This is a genomic window from Brevundimonas sp., from assembly GCF_036400995.1.
Classification (GTDB): Bacteria; Pseudomonadota; Alphaproteobacteria; order Caulobacterales; family Caulobacteraceae; genus Brevundimonas.
In genome coordinates this window covers 1-18,151 of the sequence record NZ_DASWWG010000016.1, presented here as the reverse complement: position 1 = coordinate 18,151, position 18,151 = coordinate 1, and the positions used below count along the sequence as shown (strand labels likewise).

General features: G+C 69.3%; 17 protein-coding genes and 1 pseudogene. 11 read left to right on the top strand and 7 right to left on the bottom strand.

What is annotated here, in order from left to right:
- Positions 1 to 107: 107 nt before the first annotated feature.
- Positions 108 to 692, top strand: a pseudogene (locus VGE03_RS02100) (50S ribosomal protein L25/general stress protein Ctc); the annotation flags it as partial.
- A gap of 182 nt (positions 693 to 874) precedes the next feature.
- Positions 875 to 1,498: an aminoacyl-tRNA hydrolase gene (pth, locus tag VGE03_RS02095; protein WP_331044818.1), complete on the top strand. Its 624-nt coding sequence runs from the start codon at positions 875 to 877 to the stop codon at positions 1,496 to 1,498.
- On the opposite strand, the gene VGE03_RS02090 is transcribed toward pth, so the two are convergent.
- Entirely contained in the window at positions 1,495 to 3,102 is a 1,608-nt protein-coding gene (locus tag VGE03_RS02090) for a hypothetical protein (RefSeq protein WP_331044817.1), read from the bottom strand. The genes pth and VGE03_RS02090 overlap by 4 nt on opposite strands.
- 5 nt (positions 3,103 to 3,107) lie before the next feature.
- Positions 3,108 to 4,535, bottom strand: a complete 1,428-nt coding sequence (locus tag VGE03_RS02085; protein ID WP_331044816.1) for a DUF4139 domain-containing protein — start codon at positions 4,533 to 4,535, stop codon at positions 3,108 to 3,110.
- A gap of 114 nt (positions 4,536 to 4,649) precedes the next feature.
- Here VGE03_RS02085 and VGE03_RS02080 point away from each other — a divergent pair, with 114 nt between their 5' ends.
- From VGE03_RS02080 to ychF, 5 genes are all read left to right on the top strand, one after another.
- Entirely contained in the window at positions 4,650 to 5,036 is a 387-nt protein-coding gene (locus VGE03_RS02080) for a hypothetical protein (protein ID WP_331044815.1), read from the top strand.
- An 85-nt stretch (positions 5,037 to 5,121) separates the two neighbouring features.
- Complete coding sequence (locus tag VGE03_RS02075) at positions 5,122 to 7,173, top strand: TonB-dependent receptor family protein (protein ID WP_331044814.1); 2,052 nt, start codon at positions 5,122 to 5,124, stop codon at positions 7,171 to 7,173.
- A complete protein-coding gene (locus VGE03_RS02070; protein ID WP_331044813.1) occupies positions 7,173 to 8,525 on the top strand; it encodes a PepSY domain-containing protein in 1,353 nt (450 codons plus the stop codon). The genes VGE03_RS02075 and VGE03_RS02070 overlap by 1 nt, the downstream gene beginning before the upstream one ends.
- Positions 8,526 to 8,539: 14 nt before the next feature.
- Positions 8,540 to 9,022: a copper chaperone PCu(A)C gene (locus VGE03_RS02065; RefSeq protein WP_331044812.1), complete on the top strand. Its 483-nt coding sequence runs from the start codon at positions 8,540 to 8,542 to the stop codon at positions 9,020 to 9,022.
- A 79-nt stretch (positions 9,023 to 9,101) separates the two neighbouring features.
- Positions 9,102 to 10,196: a redox-regulated ATPase YchF gene (gene ychF / locus VGE03_RS02060; protein WP_331044811.1), complete on the top strand. Its 1,095-nt coding sequence runs from the start codon at positions 9,102 to 9,104 to the stop codon at positions 10,194 to 10,196.
- On the opposite strand, the gene VGE03_RS02055 is transcribed toward ychF, so the two are convergent.
- The gene (locus VGE03_RS02055; protein ID WP_331044810.1) at positions 10,197 to 10,691 is read right to left on the bottom strand and encodes a hypothetical protein; all 495 of its coding nucleotides are present in this window, start codon (positions 10,689 to 10,691) and stop codon (positions 10,197 to 10,199) included. It abuts the gene before it with no gap.
- A 129-nt stretch (positions 10,692 to 10,820) separates the two neighbouring features.
- Here VGE03_RS02055 and VGE03_RS02050 point away from each other — a divergent pair, with 129 nt between their 5' ends.
- Positions 10,821 to 11,084, top strand: a complete 264-nt coding sequence (locus tag VGE03_RS02050; RefSeq protein WP_331044809.1) for a hypothetical protein — start codon at positions 10,821 to 10,823, stop codon at positions 11,082 to 11,084.
- Positions 11,085 to 11,151: 67 nt separating this feature from the next.
- Here the strand turns inward: VGE03_RS02050 and VGE03_RS02045 are convergent, their stop codons facing one another.
- The 3 genes from VGE03_RS02045 to ppdK form a co-directional block, all read right to left on the bottom strand.
- A complete protein-coding gene (locus VGE03_RS02045) occupies positions 11,152 to 11,622 on the bottom strand; it encodes a porin family protein (RefSeq protein ID WP_331044808.1) in 471 nt (156 codons plus the stop codon).
- Between the two features lie 209 nt (positions 11,623 to 11,831).
- Positions 11,832 to 12,107: a hypothetical protein gene (locus VGE03_RS02040; protein ID WP_331044807.1), complete on the bottom strand. Its 276-nt coding sequence runs from the start codon at positions 12,105 to 12,107 to the stop codon at positions 11,832 to 11,834.
- Between the two features lie 3 nt (positions 12,108 to 12,110).
- Positions 12,111 to 14,801, bottom strand: a complete 2,691-nt coding sequence (ppdK, locus tag VGE03_RS02035) for a pyruvate, phosphate dikinase (protein ID WP_331044806.1) — start codon at positions 14,799 to 14,801, stop codon at positions 12,111 to 12,113.
- 227 nt (positions 14,802 to 15,028) lie between these two features.
- Between ppdK and VGE03_RS02030 the strand changes: the two genes are divergently transcribed.
- The 3 genes from VGE03_RS02030 to VGE03_RS02020 all read left to right on the top strand — a co-directional run bounded on the left by VGE03_RS02030 (position 15,029) and on the right by VGE03_RS02020 (position 17,563).
- Positions 15,029 to 15,904, top strand: a complete 876-nt coding sequence (locus VGE03_RS02030; protein ID WP_331044805.1) for a hypothetical protein — start codon at positions 15,029 to 15,031, stop codon at positions 15,902 to 15,904.
- A gap of 3 nt (positions 15,905 to 15,907) precedes the next feature.
- Positions 15,908 to 16,399: a hypothetical protein gene (locus VGE03_RS02025; protein ID WP_331044804.1), complete on the top strand. Its 492-nt coding sequence runs from the start codon at positions 15,908 to 15,910 to the stop codon at positions 16,397 to 16,399.
- An 84-nt stretch (positions 16,400 to 16,483) separates the two neighbouring features.
- A complete protein-coding gene (locus VGE03_RS02020; protein WP_331044803.1) occupies positions 16,484 to 17,563 on the top strand; it encodes a site-specific DNA-methyltransferase in 1,080 nt (359 codons plus the stop codon).
- Between the two features lie 188 nt (positions 17,564 to 17,751).
- On the opposite strand, the gene VGE03_RS02015 is transcribed toward VGE03_RS02020, so the two are convergent.
- The coding region (locus VGE03_RS02015) for an NUDIX domain-containing protein (RefSeq protein ID WP_331044802.1) at positions 17,752 to 18,151 on the bottom strand (400 nt) is incomplete at its 5' end.

Sequence of the window (18,151 nt, the reverse complement as noted above, 5' to 3'; positions counted from 1 at the left end):
CGGGCGCTTGCGTGTAATAGCCCCCGCTCCTGATTTCGAGGGTTCACACCCCCGCCGCGCAGGCCACGGTTGGCGCGGCGTTTCTGTTGTTATTTGAGGCGAGCCAGATGGCCGAGATCATCCTGAACGTGGACGTCCGCGACGGCGTCGGCACCGGTGGCGCCCGCGCCGCCCGTCGCGCCGGCATGGTGCCCGGCATCCTGTATGGCGGCGACAAGGCCCCCGTCGCCATCTCGGTGAACGAGAAGGACTTCCGCAAGTCGCTCTACACCGGCAAGCTGCTGGGCCACCTGGTGACCCTGAAGTACGGCTCGGAGACCCAGCCGGTCATCGCCCGTGACGTGCAGTTCGACCCGGTGTCGGACCGCCCGCTGCACTTCGACCTGATGCGCGTCGACGAGAAGCAGACCATCAAGATCGAAGTGCCGGTGCACTTCATCAACGAAGACAAGTGCCCGGCCTTCCGTCAGGGCGGCTCGCTGGAAATCGTCCGTCACTCGGTCGAGATCAAGGTTCCGGCGAACCACATCCCGGAAGACCTGATCGTCGATCTGGCCGGCCACAAGCTGGGTGACACCATCCGCTGGTCGGACCTGAAGGTCCCGTCGGACGTCGAGCCGACCATCGACGGCCGTGACTTCGTGATCGCCTCGATCAAGACCTCGTCGGCCGCCATCTCGGCCGCCGCTGACGAAGCCCACGACGCTGAAGTGGCCGCTGAAGCCGCCGCCGAAGCCGCCGCTGACGAAGTGCCCGCCACCGAGCAATCGGACGAAGGCGAAACGACCGAAGGCTAAACCGCCCTCGATCGACTGTTTCTGGAGCGGCCCCTTCCGTTTACGGATGGGGCCGTTTCCTTATCCGGACCCCCGCCATGATCATCGTCGCCGGCCTCGGCAACCCGGGCCCGAAATACGAGAAGAACCGCCACAACATCGGCTTCATGGCCACCGATGAGATCGCCCGTCGCTGGAATTTCGGACCCGAGCGGGCCAAGTTCCAGTCGGTGATCCGCGAGGGCGAGGTCCCCACCGCCAACGGCGCGGTGAAGGTGCTTCTGATGAAGCCCCAGACCTATATGAACGAGAGCGGCCGGGCCGTCGGCGAGGCCGCGCGCTTCTACAAGATCAAGCCCTCCGAGGTGATCGTCTTCCACGACGAGATCGACCTGGCGCCCGGCCGCTTCCGCATGAAGACCGGCGGCGGGGCGGCGGGCCAGAACGGCATCCGCAGCCTGATCAGCCATCTGGGCGCGGACTTCCGCCGCGGCCGAATGGGCGTGGGCCACCCGGGCGAAAGCCATCTGGTCATGCCGCATGTGCTGGGCGACTTCGCCAAGGCCGAGCAGCCTTGGCTACAGGCCCTGCTGGACGCCTGCGCCGACGCCCTGCCCTTCGCCCTGGCGGGCGACGACGAACGCTACCAAGGCGAGGTCATGCGCCTGGCCCCCGCGCCGAAATTCAGCCCCCGCCAGCAGGCCCAGCGGGGCGAGGGCTAGTTCTCGGCCTGGACCGTGTAGCTGAGGGTCTCCGAGCCATGCGCCGGAACCCGGACGCGCCAGACGGTGTCGCCCGCGTCATTGACCGTGCTGCGGCGGCTTTGCGCCAGCACGCGGAAACCGGGCCGCCGCGCCCAGTCCGGCACGACCTCGATCTCGACCGGCCAGTCCTTGTCATTGGTCAGGACGACCTCGACGGCGACTTTCTGGAAATAGATCTCACCGACGTTCCAGTCGTCCTCATCGGTGACTTCGACCTCGGCGGACAGGTCCATGGCTTCGCCGAAGGTCAACTCCAGCGGCACGCCCTCGCCCCGGTCCATGAAGTCGGCCTGACCGGTGAGGATCGTCGCCCCGTCCTGGGTCTCGACAAGGCTGAAGCCGCCGCCCGGCATGGGCACGCCCAGCCCGTCGCGAACCTCGTTGCGCAACCGGACGAGCAGGCGGGGGACAAGGCGCTCATCGTCGTCGGGATAAACCTCAAGCCGGTAGGTCCGGGTAAACCGCACATCCCGCTGATCGAAGAAGCGCAGTTGCTTGGCCTGCCGCGCGTTCAGGTCGGTCGGCTCGGCCAGGGTGTAGAGCTTGTAGTCGCCCAGGTCGGACAGCACCGCCCGGATGCGGCTGCCGGTGACGACGACCTCGTCCAGCCCGGTCTCACCCTGAACAGTCGCCAGATAATCGACCGTCGTGGAATTGCCCCCGACCAGCACGGACACCCGCGTCCCCTGAACGGGCGGCGACGTCCCTCCCGTCGTCGTATCCATCGGCCAGCAGCGCGGCGCGACCGTGGACACCACCGGCTCGATCGCCTCGGTGTCGTAGTCGCGAGCCAGATTACCTGCCACCACGTGCACCGGCGCGTCGGTGAAGCCGCCGTCGGTGAAGTTCATCAGGGTGATCCAGCCCTCGATATCCATCGAGGTCCCATCGGGCGCCAGCCGGGCGACATAGTCCGCCGACCAGTTCAGACCCTCCGCCAGATAGGCCAGGCGGACAGTGTAGCGGCCGGCCGTCGGCGAGCGCGTGCGGATCGACAGGGTCGGACGATCGCCCAGCCCGTCCGGCACGCGGTCGAAGATCAGCCGCTGGTTGGTCCCGTCGCAGGACAGGGCCTCAAGGCGCCCGTCGATCTCCAGCACCGGCCCGTTGGAGCCCGAGCGCACGATGGCCGGGACGATTGTGTCGGAGCCGGTGCGGGGATCGGTGCGCGCCACCCGCACCGTCTCGCCGATGGAATGCTGCAGCAGGGAACCCGGGCCCAGCACCTCGAAATCGCTGTTCCGCTCCAGAACCTCGCCCGGCAGGCCGTCGATGGCGGCGGTCTCCGGAATTATGGCGTTGGCCACGCCCTCGAAGCGGATGACGGCTTCCCCGGCGGGCACCTCCACCGTGCGGGTCTCAACGATCATCGCCAGCCCGTCGCGTGACGCCCCCCACTGTTCGCGCTCCCGCAGGTCTTCCAGTGCGCGGGAGGTGTCGATGGGATGGAAGCGATAAATCACCAGCGTCGTCCGGTCCGGACGCGCGGAGACGCTCTCCGTCTGGGCCCAGACGGGCGTAGCCAGCCCCGCTAGAAGCACGATTGCGAGCAGTCGCCGCATGAGGCTCAGTCGCCGGTGAGGACGGTGGTGGTCAACCTGGCCTCGCCGTTGGCGGGCACGGGCACCAGCCAGATCAGGCTGTCGCCCCGGCGTTCAGCCTCGATGGACTGCTCCGAGACCTCGGTCAGGGCGCCCAGCTCGATCTGGCGAATCTCGACCGTCACCGGCTGCGCGCGGGCGTTCCGGACGGTGTATTCCATCTGGTAGCGGGTCAGGGGCGACCGGCCCCGCCCGCGCTGGACGCTGTCCTGCTGCACGATGCGCGGCTGGACGGTCACGTCGAAGGCCGCGCCCGTGGTGATGACGATGTCCGAGCCCGCCGGAGTGTGACCAACCCGGTCCTCGCCGATGAAGCGGGGCTCGCCCGCCGCGTCGTCGACATAGACCCGGATCACCCCCGCGGGCAGCGGCGCGCCGACGCCGGACGCCGCGCTGTTGGAGAAGGTCATCGCCACCTCGGCGCCCCAGGGCTCCCGCGCAGTCTCGAACTGGTTCATCTCGAAGACATACCGCTTGGTCGCGGGCACGCCGGCCACGTCCAGCAGGCCGACCTGCTTGGTCTGGTTGTTGGCCACCGTCACCGGCTCGGACAGGGGATAGATGTAGACGTCCGCCAGACCGCGCGCGGCGCCCTGCTGGGTTCCGGCGCCGCGCGGCGCGGACGGAGAAGCATAGGTCCCGCTACGGGCGTCGTACGGCGCATTCAGCACCGACACGTCCCCCGCCACCACCCGGGTGCGGGCGTTGGTGAAGGTCACGCCGGACTGGTTGTTGATCGTCACCCAGCCGGTCAGGTCCAGCGTTCCCGCCGTCTCGTCATAGCGGGCGACGTAGTCGGCCTTCCACGCCAGGCCGGTGGTCAGATAGTTCAGGGTCACGTCACGACGGCCCGCGCCCTCGGCGTCGAGCGTCACGCTCAGGGTCGGCCGGGGCCGCAGGTTGGTCGGCACCTCGTCGAAGATCACCCGGGTCGGCACGCCGTCGTCGCGCAGCACCTCGATCCGGCCGTCGACCTCCAGCACCACCCCCTCGTTGGCGGCCAGGACGCGGGCGCGCTCGGTCTGCTGGGCCCCGGTGCCGGGGATGGTCCGGACGATGCCGATCTCGCCGCCCACGGCGGCCTGCATCAGGCGATCCGGGGTCAGCAGGTCATAGTCGAAATTCTGCTCGACCACCGACAGGCCGCGCCCCGACAGGCCGACCGTCTCGGGACGGATGCTGGCCGAGACGCCGGGGAACTCGCGCCGCGAACGGCCCGCGGGGATATCCAGCGAGCGGGTGTCCTCCACCAGGGCGATGTTCTGGTTGTAGACGGTCAGGGACACCGAATCCGGTCCGCCGGTCCCGTCCTGGGCCTGTTGCGCGGCGGCGGCGGTCGCCCCCGCCAGAACGGCCATCGCGGCCCCGGCCAGCAAACTCAAGCGAACGGACATCGGATACTCCCCCGGTTGCAGGTCGAGGCTGGCACGCGTCCCGCGACCTGTCGACCCGAAGCGTGACCGTGCGCCACTCTTTCTCCGGCCCGTCCGAACCGCTACAGCGCAGGTGTGATCCGTCCGCAGACAGAGTCCTGGTCGATCTGGCGTGCGCTGGCCCTGATGGCCGCGACGTTCGCCATCGTGCTTGGAACCCTGCTGCCCTACGCCGCCATGGCGGCCGCCGGGCCGGGCCGGACCCTGGTGCTGTGCTCCGCCGAGGGGCAGCAGACCATCAAGGTCGACGCCGACGGCCGGCCGGACCGCAGCGTCCCGCCGCCGAAATGCGCCGCCTGCGTCATGGCCCCCGCGGCCGTCCTGCCGACACCGCCGGCGCCGGAGCCCTGCGCCGCGCCGACCGTCACCCCCGCGGCGACCTTCACCGCCCTGATCGCCAGCCCGCCGCCGCCCGCCCGGGCGCCGCCGCGACCGCCGTCGACCGCCCCACCCCACGCCTGAAGCAGACCCGGAGCGCCCTTTCGCGCCCGAACCCGCGCGCCGTCCGGCGACGCGGGCCCTTCTCTGTATTCAGGATCGATCCCCCATGTCCCTTCGGACCACCGCGGCGCCCTGCGCCCTGCTGCTCGCCGCCCTCGCCTCGCCCGCCTTCGCCCAGAGCGCGGATCAGGAGCCGACCACCCTCGACACCGTCATCGTCACCGCCGCCCGCAACCCGGAGGACCCCGCCGTGGTCGCCGAGGCCCGCGACCGTCTGAGCCGCACGCCCGGCGCGGTGGCGGTCATCTCGGCCGAAAGCTATCGCGACCGCTACGCGGCTAACCTGGCCGACGTGCTGCGCGACGCCCCCGGCGTCTACGCCCAGCGGAAGTGGGGCGGCGACATCCGCCTGTCGATCCGGGGCTCGGGCATCGGCAACTCCAGCCACAACCGCGGGACCCTGCTGGCCCAGGACGGCGTGCCGTTCAACGAGGCGGACGGCTTCGGCGACTTCCAGCTGATCGACCCGCTGACCGCCCGCTACACCGAGGTCTACAAGGGCGGCAACGCCCTGCGCTTCGGCGGCGCCCTGCTGGGCGGGGCGATCAACCTGGTCACCCCCACGGGGCGCACGGCGGGCGAGGACTGGAGCCTGCGTCTCGACGGCGGCTCCTGGGGCACGGTGCGCGGCCATGCGGAGTTCGCGGGAGTCAGCGGCGACCGTGACGTCTTCGCCGCCGTCACCGGCCTGACCACCGACGGCTGGCGCGACCAGAGCGAGGGCCAGTCCCAGCTGGCCTCGATCAACCTGGGCCAGCGCTTCGGTCAGGACCGCGGGGTGCGCCTGCTGGTCTCGGGCGGCTACGTCCATCAGGAGATCCCGGGCAGCCTGACCCTGTCGCAGGCGCTGAACACGCCGGAACAGGCCAATGCGGGCAACAGGGCGCTGAACTACCAGCGCGACATGGCCTCGGTCCGCACCACGCTGCAGACCCGCTGGCGGCTCAACGACAGCACCGTCTTCGAGGGCGCGCTGTACGGCACATGGAAGGACCTCGACCACCCGATCTTCCAGGTCATCGACCAGCAGAGCCGCAACTACGGCGTCTTCGGCCGCTTCGACTGGCGCGGGCAGGTCGCCGGGATGCGCGCCGACGCCTTCTACGGCCTGTGGTACCGGCGGGGCGATCTGGACGCGAAACAGTGGGTCAACCTGGCCGGCTCGCACGGGAGCCTGACCGCCCGCAGCTTCCAGAACGCGACCGGGCTGGATGTCTTCGCCGAGGGCCGCCTGTTCGTGACCGACCGCCTGGCCGTTGTCGCCGGCGGGACCTGGGGCCGGGCCGGGCGGGACTATCAGAGCTTCGCCGCGCCCGGCGGCGGCTTCAACCTGACCGCCGACCGCAGCTTCGACTGGTTCGCCCCGCGTGTGGGCCTGCTGTGGGAGGGCGAGGACGGCGCCCAGGTCTTCGCCAACGTCACCCGCTCGATCGAGCCGCCGAACTTCTCGGCCCTGTCGCCCACCGTCGGCGGCTTCCAGCCCCTGGTCCCGCAGGAGGCGGTGACGGTCGAGGCCGGCGCGCGCGGGCGGCGCGGGCCCCTGACCTGGGACGTGACCGTCTACCGGGCCGAGCTGGACCACGAACTGCTGAACTTCATCGTCCAGCCGGGCATCCCGGCGGCCACCTTCAACGCCGGGCCGACCGTCCATCAGGGGATCGAGGCCGGGTTGGACTGGCGGATCGCGCCCACCCTGCGCCTGCGCCAGACCTACGCCCTGTCGGACTTCTTCTTCGACGGCGACCTGGCCTATGGCGACAACGACCTGCCGGTCGTGCCGCCGCACCTGTACCGGGCCGAGCTGCGCTACGATCATCCGGCGGGCTGGTTCGTCGCCCCGTCGGTGGAGTGGTCCGTGTCCGACAGCTGGGTCGACTACGCCAACACCCTGAAGGCGCCGTCCTACGCGATCGCCAACCTGAACGCGGGCTGGACCGTGCGCGACGGCGTCTCGCTGTTCGCCGACGTCCGCAACCTGTTCGACGAGCGCTACATCTCGAACTTCAGCGCCGTCACCGACGCCCGCGTGGCCTCGACGGCGGTCTTCTTCCCCGGCGAGGGCCGCTCGGCCTTCGTCGGCGTGCGGGTCAGCTACTGATGGGCGCAGAGCAACAGAACACGACGCCCCTGTCCGGCGCCTACCGCGCCGTCTGGCGCTGGCATTTCTATGCGGGCCTGCTGGTCATGCCGGTGCTGATGCTGCTGGCCCTGACCGGGGCCCTCTATCTGTTCAGGGACGAGATCGATCATGCCGTCTACCGGCGCATGATCGAGGTCCCGGTCTCCGCCCAACAAACCGACCCCGAGGCCTGGGCCGCCGCGGCGGCGCAGGTCGCCGACGGCCGCGCGGCCGGCGTCATCCTGCCCGCCGAACCGGATCAGGCCGCCCGCATCCGCGTGGATCGCCCGGACGGGTCGCAGCGGACCGTCTTCGTCGATCCGCACACCGGCCACGTCACCGGCGTGACGAGCTACGGCGGGGTGATGGAGACCATCAAGCAGATCCACTCGCTCGACCTGTTCGGCCCGATGATGAACCTGCTGGTCGAGATCGTGGCCGGCTGGACCATCGTCCTGTTCGCCACCGGCCTGTACCTGTGGTGGCCGCGCAGGCGGCAGGCGGGCGTCCTGGCCCTGACCTCCACCGACACGCGCCGCCGTCCGTTCTGGCGCGACCTCCACGCCCTGACCGGGATCTATGTCGGCGGCGTCGTCCTGTTCCTCGCCGTCACCGGCATGCCCTGGTCGGCGGTCTGGGGCGACAGGGTAATGGATGTGGTCAAGACAAGCGGCCTGGGTCGTCCCCCCGCCCCGGTCGCCGGCGCCTGGCAGACGGCGGAGCACGCCGATCACCCGCAGGGCGCCGGGTGGACCATGGATGGCATGGTCCTCCCCGCCCACGCTCACCACGTCGCCACCGCCGGCTTGTCCGAGGTCATCGTCCTCGCCGAGGCCGCGCACCTGCCCCGTCCCTACGCCGTCTCCATCCCGAAGGCCGACGCCACGACCTGGACGGTCACGGCGCAGGTGACCCGGGTCCAGGACACCCGCGCCCTCTACATCGACCCGGCGCAGAAAAAGGTCGTCGCCGACATCGGCTACGGCCAGTTCGGCGCCGGGGCCAAGGCCATCGAATGGGGCATCTACACCCATCAGGGCACGCAGTTCGGGTCGATCAATCGCTGGGTCATGCTGGCGGGCTGCATCGGCGTCTGGCTGTTGGCGATCAGCGGGCTGATGATGTGGTGGAAGCGCCGCCCGCCCCGCCTGTCCAGGGGCCTGATCGGCGCCCCGCCCGCGCCGGACGGGCTGAAGCTCCGCGTCGCGGTGCTCGCCATCGTCCTGCCCCTGTGCGTCCTCTACCCCCTCACCGGCGCCAGCCTGGTCGTCGCCCTTCTCGGCGAAAGGTTGATCCGCGCGATCATCCGTTCCAGACCTGCCGCAGCCTGAAAGACATCGACACCATGATCCGCACCCTGATCCCCCTCGCCGCCGTCGCCGCCCTGCTGGCGGCCTGCTCGAACGAGCCGAAGCCTGTTGCGGCGGGCGAACAGGCCGCCGTCAGCGTCACCGGCGCCCTGTGCCGCCCGACGCCTGTCGGCCGCCAGTCGACCGGCTGCTACCTGACCCTGACCTCCACGGCCGCCGACCGGCTGGTCAGCCTCTCCACCCCGGTGGCGGGGCGCGTCGAGATCCATGAGAGCCGGATCGAGAGCAACATGATGATGATGCGCGAACTGCGGGAGGGCCTGCCCCTCCCGGCCGGTCAGACCGTCGAGCTCAAGCCCGGCGGCAACCACATCATGCTGCTGGCCGTCACCGCTCCGCTGACGGAAGGGCAGACCATCCCGCTGACGCTGAACTTCGCCACCGCGACCCCGGTCGTGGTGCAGGCGACGATCGGCCAGCCGCCGGTGGACGAGTACGGCACGCACACCGGCCATTGAGCCCTTCGCGCAGCGGAAGCCTGACAAACCGGGGCGAACCCGCTAAAGGCTCGCGCTCACTCGAAAGCTCCAGAAGACCATGGCCCTGAAAGTCGCGATCGTCGGCCTGCCCAACGTCGGCAAGTCCACCCTGTTCAACGCCCTGACCAAGACGGCGGCGGCCCAGGCGGCCAACTATCCGTTCTGCACCATCGAGCCGAACACCGGCGACGTGGCCGTGCCCGAGCCGCGCCTGAACGCCCTGGCCGAGATCGCGGGCTCGAAGGAGATCATCCCGTCGCGCATCACCTTCGTGGACATCGCCGGTCTGGTGCGCGGCGCGTCCAAGGGCGAAGGTCTGGGCAACCAGTTCCTGGCCAACATCCGCGACTGCGACGCCGTGGCCTTCGTGGCCCGCTGCTTCATCGACGACGACATCACGCACGTCGAGAACCGCATCGACCCGATCAGCGACCTCGAGATCATCGAGACCGAGCTGATGCTGGCCGACCTCGAAAGCCTCGAGAAGCGCTACGCCAACGTCGAGAAGCGCGCCAAGACCGGCGACAAGGAGATGCAGAACACCCTGCGTCTGATCAATCTGGCGCTGGAGCAGCTGCGCGCCGGCAAGCCCGCCCGCGTCGCCGACATCTCCAAGGAAGACCAGAAGGCGTGGCACATGCTGCAGCTTCTGACCTCCCTGCCCGCCCTGTATGTCGCCAACGTCGACGAAGGCTCGGCCGACAAGGGCAATGAACTGTCCGATCTCGTGGCCAAGCGCGCCGCCGCCGACAACGCCAAGTCGGTGGTCATCTCGGCCAAGATCGATTCCGAACTGGCGGTTCTGGACGCCGAGGAACAGGCCGAGTTCCTGGAGACCCTGGGTCTGGCCGAGCCGGGCCTGAACCGCCTGATCCGCGAGGCCTACGCCCTGCTGGGCCTGCAGTCCTACTTCACCGTCGGACCGAAGGAAGCCCGCGCCTGGACGATCCCGGTCGGCGCCACCGCCCCGCAGGCGGCCGGTGTGATCCACACCGACTTCGAGAAGGGCTTCATCCGCGCCGAAACCATCGCCTACGAGGACTTCGTGGCGCTGAAGGGCGAAGCCCGCGCCCGCGAGGCCGGCAAGCTGCGCGCCGAAGGCAAGGCCTACGTCGTCAAGGACGGCGACGTGATGAACTTCCTGTTCAACTGATCAGCCGCCCGGCTGCGGCTCCGTCGCCGCCGGGCACCGCGTCAGCTGCACCACCGCGTCGTTGCGGTTCAGCCAGGTCAGGCGCAGGACGTCGTCCTGCGCGGACAGCCGTACGCGTTCACGCGTGGTCTGGCCCTCGGCCTGACAGGCCAGGGTCAGCTCATAGCCTTCCGACACCTGCTCCAGGGACGTGATCGCGCAGCTGTTCTCATAGCCCTCGAAGCGCAGCGGCGTGATGTTGATCGGCCGCTCCGGCCCGGTCGTATTCCCGCACCAGGCGGCGTTGCCCGCCCAGCGCCCGACGAAGCTCGCGGGGCCCGCGCCGGGCATGGTCGGCCCGACGCCCGGCGGGGCGGATGGCGGCGGAGCGACCTCGGTCGTCTGCACCGGATCGGCGGGTTCGGTGGGCGGGTTGACGGCCTGCCGCTCACAGGCGGCAAGGGTCAGGACGGCGGCCGCTGACACGGCCAGGGGGGCGAGGATGGATCGGGTCATCCTTCCGGAACGCGGTTCATCCCCAGGAGGTCCACACTCGCCTCAATCACGAAATCGCGGTCACGCTTGCATCCCGCGCCTGTTTTTGCGACCGGTTCGCCAGTGTACGAGAACAAGGGGGCGTCCCGCATGACTCAGAACACCAATCCCTGGAGCCGCAGCCCCGACCCGCTGGTCGAGGATATCGCCGCCGTGCTGAAGCGCATGGGCGGTTCTGCTCACCAGCAGGATGTCGTCCAGTGCGTGGCCGCCATGAAGCGTCAGCGCGGCGAGACCGTCGCCCAAGACCTGGCCTCGCGGGTTCTCGAGATTTTCGAACATTACTGCGATCTCTTCTTCCGCCCGTTCGGCGAAGGCTCGATGCGGTGGGCCCTTCAGCCCGGCGTCGCCTGAGTTCAGCGTCACCCACGAAAAAGGCCCGCGGCAGCGCCGCGGGCCTTCGTCGTTTCCGGCGCCCGGCTTAGAAGCGACGCACGAAGCTCAGGCCGTAGGTGTCGGCTTCACCGGCGTCGCCGCGGAAGTCGCGGCGGGTCCAGTCGGCGCGGACGCCGTTCTGGCCGTCGAAGAAGTAGTTGGCGCCGACGCCGTAGTTGATGCTCTCGGTGCTGGCCGAATCCGAGACGCCCGCCACTTCAGCCTTCAGCCGGGTGGTGCCGTAGCCGAGACGGCCGAACAGTTCGAAATTCTCGTTGATCGGCAGCTTGGCGACGCCGTAGCCGGCGACGTCATACTTGTGCTCGACCGTGCCCGGCACGCCGGCGACGGTGATGTCGTCGTCGCTCACGCCGATCGAGGCCTCGCCCTCGATGCCGAAGTTGCGGGTGAAGTCGTAACCGGCGCGGCCGGTGACGGCGCCCAGATCACCGCCGTCGGTGTCCAGCTGCGTGTAACCGACCGAGCCGGTGACACGCGAAGCCGGATCCTGAGCCATGGCCGGCGCAGCAATCAGAGTAATGGCGGCAGTCGCGAGAAGAACGTTACGCATAGTTTCTGTATCCTCTAGATGCGGTGACTTCTGTGGTCACCGGCCCCATCCAGCGGGATACAAAATGGGTCGGGATCGGACGGGTTCCAGCCCCGTCCGTTGACCTCATCTCGACTGTGCGCTTACAGGCACAGACACCGTTTTACTAAAAATGGCTAAAGCGCGACTATTCCAAGGACCGCGCCCCAAACGGCGAGAACGGCGACTGTCGCTGTAGCCAGCCAAGCAAGCCTGCCGCGCACCGTGGTCCGGACGCTGACCGTGAACAGGGCCAACGCCACAATCGTGCCGGTCAGGCCCCACCCGACGCCGTCGAGAGCGAGCTTCCCGTTTCCGGTCTGGTCGAGCCGAACCATATAGCCGACGGCCGGGGCGACGACCGCGACCACGAAGAGCACGCTTCGCAGAACCCAGCCCCATGCCCCGGTCATGCCTTACCGGTCCTTTTCGCGCTCGGTCCCGGCCCGCGCATGCAGGGCGGCCTGGGCCGCGGCCAGACGGGCGATCGGCACGCGATAGGGCGAGCAACTGACGTAGGTCAGGCCCACCTCCTCGCAGAAGGCGATCGACGACGGATCGCCGCCGTGTTCGCCGCAGATGCCCATCTTGATGTCGGCGCGCACCGCCCCGCCCCGCTCCTTGGCGATGCGGATCAGGTCGCCGACGCCGTCCTGGTCCAGACGGACGAAGGGATCGGTCTCGAAGATGCCCTTATCCATATAGGCCTGCAGGAAGCGGCCGGAGTCGTCGCGGCTGATGCCGAACGTGGTCTGGGTCAGGTCATTGGTGCCGAAGCTGAAGAACTGGGCGTGCTCGGCCAGGTCCCCGGCGCGCAGGGCGGCGCGGGGCAGTTCGATCATGGTGCCGACCAGATACTCGACCGTGTCACCCGCCTCCTCGAAGACGGTCTTCGCCGTCCGGTCGGTCAGCTCGCGCAGGTACTTCATCTCCAGACCCAGGGCGACCAGCGGATGCATGATCTCCGGGATCGGGGCCAGGCCCGAGGCCTTCTTCACGTCCAGGGCGGCTTCCAGCACCGCGCGGACCTGCATCTCGTAGATTTCCGGATAGGCGACGCCGAGGCGGCAGCCGCGGTGGCCCAGCATCGGGTTGGTCTCGTGCAGCTCCTTGGCCCGGCGCTTCAGCTTGGCGGCGTCCAGACCCGAGCCCGCGGCCAGGGCGTCAATGTCCTCTTCCGTGTGCGGGATGAACTCGTGCAGCGGCGGGTCCAGCAGGCGCACCGTCACCGGCAGGCCCGACATGATGGTGAACAGCTCGACGAAGTCCGCCTTCTGGAACGGGGCGATCCTGGCCAGAGCCTTCCGGCGACCCGCTTCATCATCAGCCAGGATCATCTCGCGCACCGCGGCGATCCGGGTGTCGTCGAAGAACATGTGCTCGGTCCGGCACAGGCCGATGCCCTCGGCGCCGAAGCCGCGCGCGGTGCGGGCGTCCAGCGGGGTCTCGGCGTTGGCGCGCACGTTCAGGCGACGCACCTTGTCGGCCCAGCCCATCAGGGTCTGGAAGTCGCCGGTCAGCTCCGGCTCGATCATCGCGACAGCCCCGTCGAGCACCTCGCCCTTTCCGCCGTCGATGGTGATGATCTCACCGGCGCGGAAGGTCCGGCCACGGGCCGTGAAGGTGTGGGCCTTGTCGTCGATGTGGATCTCGCCCGCGCCCGAGACGCAGGGACGGCCCATGCCGCGCGCGACCACCGCCGCGTGGCTGGTCATGCCGCCGCGCGCCGTGACGATGCCCTTGGCGGCGTGCATGCCGTGGATGTCTTCCGGGCTGGTCTCCTCACGCACCAGGATGACCGCTTCGCCCAGCTGGGCCAGACGCTCGGCCTCGTCGGCGTCGAAGACGATCTTGCCGGTCGCGGCGCCCGGGCTGGCGGGCAGGCCCGCGGCCACCACGGTGCGGGCGGCGTTCGGGTCCAGCGTCGGGTGCAGCAGCTGGTCCAGCGCGGCGGGCTCGACGCGGCTGACCGCCTCGTCCTCGGTGATCACCCCCTCGGCGGCCAGCTCGACCGCGATCTTCAGCGCCGACTTGGCGGTGCGCTTGCCGTTGCGGGTCTGCAGCATCCAGAGCCGGCCCTGCTCGACCGTGAACTCGATGTCCTGCATGTCGCGATAGTGGCTCTCCAGCCGGTTCACGACGTCGACGAACTGGCCGAACACCTCCGGCATGGCCTCTTCCATCGAGAGGGCCGTCTCGCCCATCTCCTCGCGGCCCGCTTTGGTCAGCGACTGCGGCGTGCGGATGCCCGCGACCACATCCTCGCCCTGGGCGTTGATCAGGAACTCGCCGTACAGCTTGGCTTCGCCCGTCGACGGATTGCGCGTGAAGGCCACGCCCGTCGCCGAGGTCTCGCCCATGTTGCCGAACACCATCGACTGGATGTTCACGGCCGTGCCCCAGCTCTCGGGGATGTCGTGCATGCGGCGATAGAATTTCGCCCGGTCGTTCATCCAGCTGGCGAAGACGGCGCCGACGGCGCCCCACAGCTGGTCATGCGGGTCCTGCGGGAAGGGCTGGCCCAGACGGTCCTCGACCACCCGCTTGTAGTCGGCGACCACCTTCTCCCAGTCCTTGGCGGTCAGGTCGGTGTCGACGGTGACGCCCAGACGATCCTTGTGGTCGTCCAGCACCTCCTCGAAGTCGTCGTGGGTCAGGCCCAGCACCACGTTCGAATACATGGTGATGAAGCGGCGGTAGCTGTCGAAGGCGAAGCGGCGGTCGCCGCTCAGTTCGGCCAGACCTTCCACCGTCTCGTCGTTCAGGCCCAGGTTCAGGACCGTGTCCATCATCCCCGGCATCGAGGCGCGGGCGCCCGAGCGGACCGAGACCAGCAGCGGGTTCTTCGCATCACCAAACGTCTTGCCGACGATGCCCTCGACCTTGGCCAGCCCGGCCTTCACCTGATCGGCCAGATCGGTCGGATAGGTTTCGCCGTGGGCGTAGTACCAGGTGCAGACTTCCGTGGTGACGGTGAAGCCCGGAGGGACCGGCAGTCCCAGCGAGGACATCTCGGCCAGGTTCGCGCCCTTGCCGCCGAGAAGATTCTTCATCGAAGCGTCGCCGTCGGCCGAACCGCCGCCGAAGCCGTACACCCACTGAGTCATCAGTAGCCCCTGAACCGTGGTGATTGCGCGGCGGATTCGCTCCGCTCGCTGTGTATGCGCCCCGCTTACCCCTTGTGTCCGGGGAAGGCGACCCTGAGCGCGTAACAAAACGTGAGCGCCTGTGACGTTCCCGCCGCGCCCCGCCCCGAAGCGTCTTTTCGATGCAACCGGCCATTGCCCGTCGCCTCGGGTCGCGTGACAGTAACGCGGAACGGGGAGCGCGCGAGATGACCTTCAAAAACAGACTGCTGGCCGGCCTTGTCCTGTCGGCCCTCACCCTCGCCCCCGGCGTGGCGCTGGCCTGGAGCCCGCCGCAGGAGCCGGCGGCCCCGCAGGCCGGCGCGCGGCCCCGGGTCAACATCAACGTCCAGCCGGAGGGCCCTCTTCCCGCTGAACGCGAGGCCGACGCGGCCTATAACGCCGCCATGCGCGCGGCGGGCACAGGCGGCTTCGCCGCCTTGCAGGCGCATGTCCCCGCCCTGACCGAAGCCATGCGCGGCGCCCCCGCGCGCTATCCGGCGATGGAGGAAATCCCGGGCGGCTGGCTGATCCGCGCCGACGACCGCGAAGAGATCATGGCCCTCGCCGGCGCCGTCGGCGACATCGAGGCCGGTCGCGGCGGCGGCGACATCAAGGTCGTGTCGCGCCCCAACGTCTATCCGAACATCGCCTTCCTGCTGGGTAGCGCGGCGGTCGAGCGCCGCGACTTCGCCGCCGCCCACGAGGTTCTGGACCGCGGCCTCGCCCTGCAACCGCTGGACCGCTTCCTGCTCAACGAGAAGCTGGTCGTCCTGCACGCCGAGCGGAAGTGGGAGGAAGCCTATCTGCTGGCCAAGACCGCCCTCACCTCGGGCGACCCGCAGATCGAGGCCGATCCCGGCTCGCTCCAGCGGCGGCTGGGCTACACCTTGATCGAGCTGGGCCGCCTGCATGAGGCGCGCGTCGCCTATGAGGAGTCGCTTGTCTCCGATCCCGGCAACGCCACGGCCATCGCCGAGCTGCAGGTCATCCGCGACCTCGAGGCCGGGCATCAGCTGAGCGGCGACGGCATCCAGATCACCTCGCCCTACATGCCGGTCCAGCCCGCGCCTCGAGCGGACTGACCGATGAAAATGATCGCTGCGCTCGTCCCCAGCCTTGCCGGACTCATCTTCGCCGTCCCAGCGACCGCTCAGGAGTTCACCCCGCTGGCCCCACGCACCGGATCCGAGCTGGAGTATGTCTATCATGACGCCGAGGGGGCGTTCTATCTGGTTCGCCAGAACCGCACTGGCGACACTGTCCGGTTCTGGCTCTGGTCGCTGAGCCGCGAACCCAGCGGCGGCCGCATGAGTTTTGACCAGGCGGCCTTATTGATCGAGGGCGATTGCGCGACGCGCGCCGTCCGGAACCTGCGTCTCGAGGCCTATCTGGGCGAGCAACGCGTCCACGCCCGCGACCTGGATCGGCCCGCCATGACTCCGCAGCCGGAAAGCGGCGGCGGAAAAGCCCTGGACCAGGCCTGCGACGCCCGGCCCGCACCGGGCCCCGAGCGACGCTTCGCCAGCCTCGCAGACGCCCTCGCATACGACGAGACCCTCTGGCCGGACGCCAACTGATCCACGGACGCGGCGGCGTGGTTACCCCGCCTTAACCGTAAGGATTCACCATGCCCGCTCTCATCTGTGCGGGGCCGCGTTTCCATGTCCGAGCTGAAGACTGACGTCATCCATCGGGGCGACTGCATCGAGGTGCTGCGCACCCTGCCCGACGCCTCGGTCGACATGGTCTTCGCCGACCCGCCCTATAACCTCCAGCTGGGCGGCGACCTGCTGCGTCCCGACAACTCGAAGGTCGACGCGGTCGATGACGACTGGGACAAGTTCGACAGCTTCGCCGAATACGACGCCTTCACCCGCGCCTGGCTGAAGGAATGCCGCCGCGTGCTGAAGCCGGAAGGCTCGATCTGGGTGATCGGCAGCTATCACAACGTCTTCCGCCTCGGCACGGCGATCCAGGACCTGGGCTTCTGGGTGCTGAACGACATCATCTGGCGCAAATCGAACCCGATGCCGAACTTCAAGGGCACCCGGTTCACCAACGCCCACGAGACCCTGATCTGGGCCGCCCGCTCGCGCGAGCAGAAGCGCTACACCTTCAACTACGACGCCCTGAAGGCCTTCAACGAAGACACCCAGATGCGTTCGGACTGGACGCTGGCGCTGTGCACCGGCGACGAGCGGATCAAGGACGCCGACGGCAAGAAGGCCCACCCGACCCAGAAGCCCGAGGCCCTGCTGCATCGGGTTCTGCTCTCGGCCACCCGTCCGGGCGACGTCATCCTCGACCCCTTCTTCGGCACCGGCACCACCGGCGCCGCCGCCAAGCGCCTGGGCCGCCACTTCATCGGCATCGAGCGTGACGAGACCTACGCCAAGGTCGCCGAAAAGCGCATCAAGGCCGTCGTCCCCGCCGCGCCGGAAGACCTGGCCGTCATGGGCTCCAAGCGCAGCGAGCCCAAGGTGCCGTTCGGCGCCCTGGTCGAGGCCGGACTGCTGCGTCCGGGCGACCGCCTGTACTGCCCCAAGGGCGAGCGCGAGGCACGCGTCCGCGCCGACGGCTCTCTGGTCCACGGCGACCTGACCGGCTCGATCCACAAGCTCGGCGCCCTGCTCGAGAACGCCCCGGCCTGCAACGGCTGGACCTACTGGCGCTTCAAGACCGACCAGGGCCTTCGCAGCATCGACGCCCTGCGCGCGGAGATCCGCGCCGGGATGCAGTAAGGATCACAACTCACCTCCCCACCAGAGGTGGGGAGGTGGCGCGGCGCGAATACGCGCCGTGACGGAGGGGGCGGCGCAGGCGTCCGCCCCACGATCCTCTGATCCCGCTCGACGGAGCCGCCCCTCCACCATGCTTCGCCTTCCGGCTCGCATGGTCCCCCTCCCCAGCTTCGCTGGAGAGGTGAGCGCTAGCCCAGCCCCCGCTCCAGCGCCTTTCGGAACACCGTCGGCAGGGCGCCCAGCGCGTCCTCGACCGGCGTCCAGACGAAGTCGCCCGCGCCCTCGCCCACGCGCACGTCCAGCGTCAGGCTGAAGTGGGTGAAGACGTGTTCCACGAACCCCGCCTCGCGCCAGTCCGCGTCCACCGGCGGCGTCGCGTCCGGCGCAGCGCTCCAGTCCGAGGTCGGCAGGCCCAGCATGCCGCCCAGCAGCCCCTTGTCCGCCCGTCGCACCAGCGCCACCCGCCCCTGTCCGTCGCGCAGGACCCAGGCGATGCCTGACCGCCGGGGTCGCTCGGCCTTCTTCAGCTTCAGCGGATAGCGCTCCGGCTGACCGCCCGCGTACCCCGCGCACCATTTCGTCAGCGGG

Coding starts and splice junctions, on each gene's coding strand:
- VGE03_RS02075 (WP_331044814.1), top strand. CDS start 5,122: ATGTCCCTTCGGACCACCGCGGCGCCCTGCGCCCTGCTGCTCGCCGCC.
- VGE03_RS02030 (WP_331044805.1), top strand. CDS start 15,029: ATGACCTTCAAAAACAGACTGCTGGCCGGCCTTGTCCTGTCGGCCCTC.
- ychF (WP_331044811.1), top strand. CDS start 9,102: ATGGCCCTGAAAGTCGCGATCGTCGGCCTGCCCAACGTCGGCAAGTCC.
- pth (WP_331044818.1), top strand. CDS start 875: ATGATCATCGTCGCCGGCCTCGGCAACCCGGGCCCGAAATACGAGAAG.
- VGE03_RS02045 (WP_331044808.1), bottom strand. CDS start 11,622: ATGGCTCAGGATCCGGCTTCGCGTGTCACCGGCTCGGTCGGTTACACG.
- VGE03_RS02090 (WP_331044817.1), bottom strand. CDS start 3,102: ATGCGGCGACTGCTCGCAATCGTGCTTCTAGCGGGGCTGGCTACGCCC.
- VGE03_RS02050 (WP_331044809.1), top strand. CDS start 10,821: ATGACTCAGAACACCAATCCCTGGAGCCGCAGCCCCGACCCGCTGGTC.
- VGE03_RS02065 (WP_331044812.1), top strand. CDS start 8,540: ATGATCCGCACCCTGATCCCCCTCGCCGCCGTCGCCGCCCTGCTGGCG.
- VGE03_RS02020 (WP_331044803.1), top strand. CDS start 16,484: ATGTCCGAGCTGAAGACTGACGTCATCCATCGGGGCGACTGCATCGAG.
- VGE03_RS02055 (WP_331044810.1), bottom strand. CDS start 10,691: ATGACCCGATCCATCCTCGCCCCCCTGGCCGTGTCAGCGGCCGCCGTC.
- VGE03_RS02070 (WP_331044813.1), top strand. CDS start 7,173: ATGGGCGCAGAGCAACAGAACACGACGCCCCTGTCCGGCGCCTACCGC.
- VGE03_RS02085 (WP_331044816.1), bottom strand. CDS start 4,535: ATGTCCGTTCGCTTGAGTTTGCTGGCCGGGGCCGCGATGGCCGTTCTG.
- VGE03_RS02025 (WP_331044804.1), top strand. CDS start 15,908: ATGAAAATGATCGCTGCGCTCGTCCCCAGCCTTGCCGGACTCATCTTC.
- VGE03_RS02040 (WP_331044807.1), bottom strand. CDS start 12,107: ATGACCGGGGCATGGGGCTGGGTTCTGCGAAGCGTGCTCTTCGTGGTC.
- ppdK (WP_331044806.1), bottom strand. CDS start 14,801: ATGACTCAGTGGGTGTACGGCTTCGGCGGCGGTTCGGCCGACGGCGAC.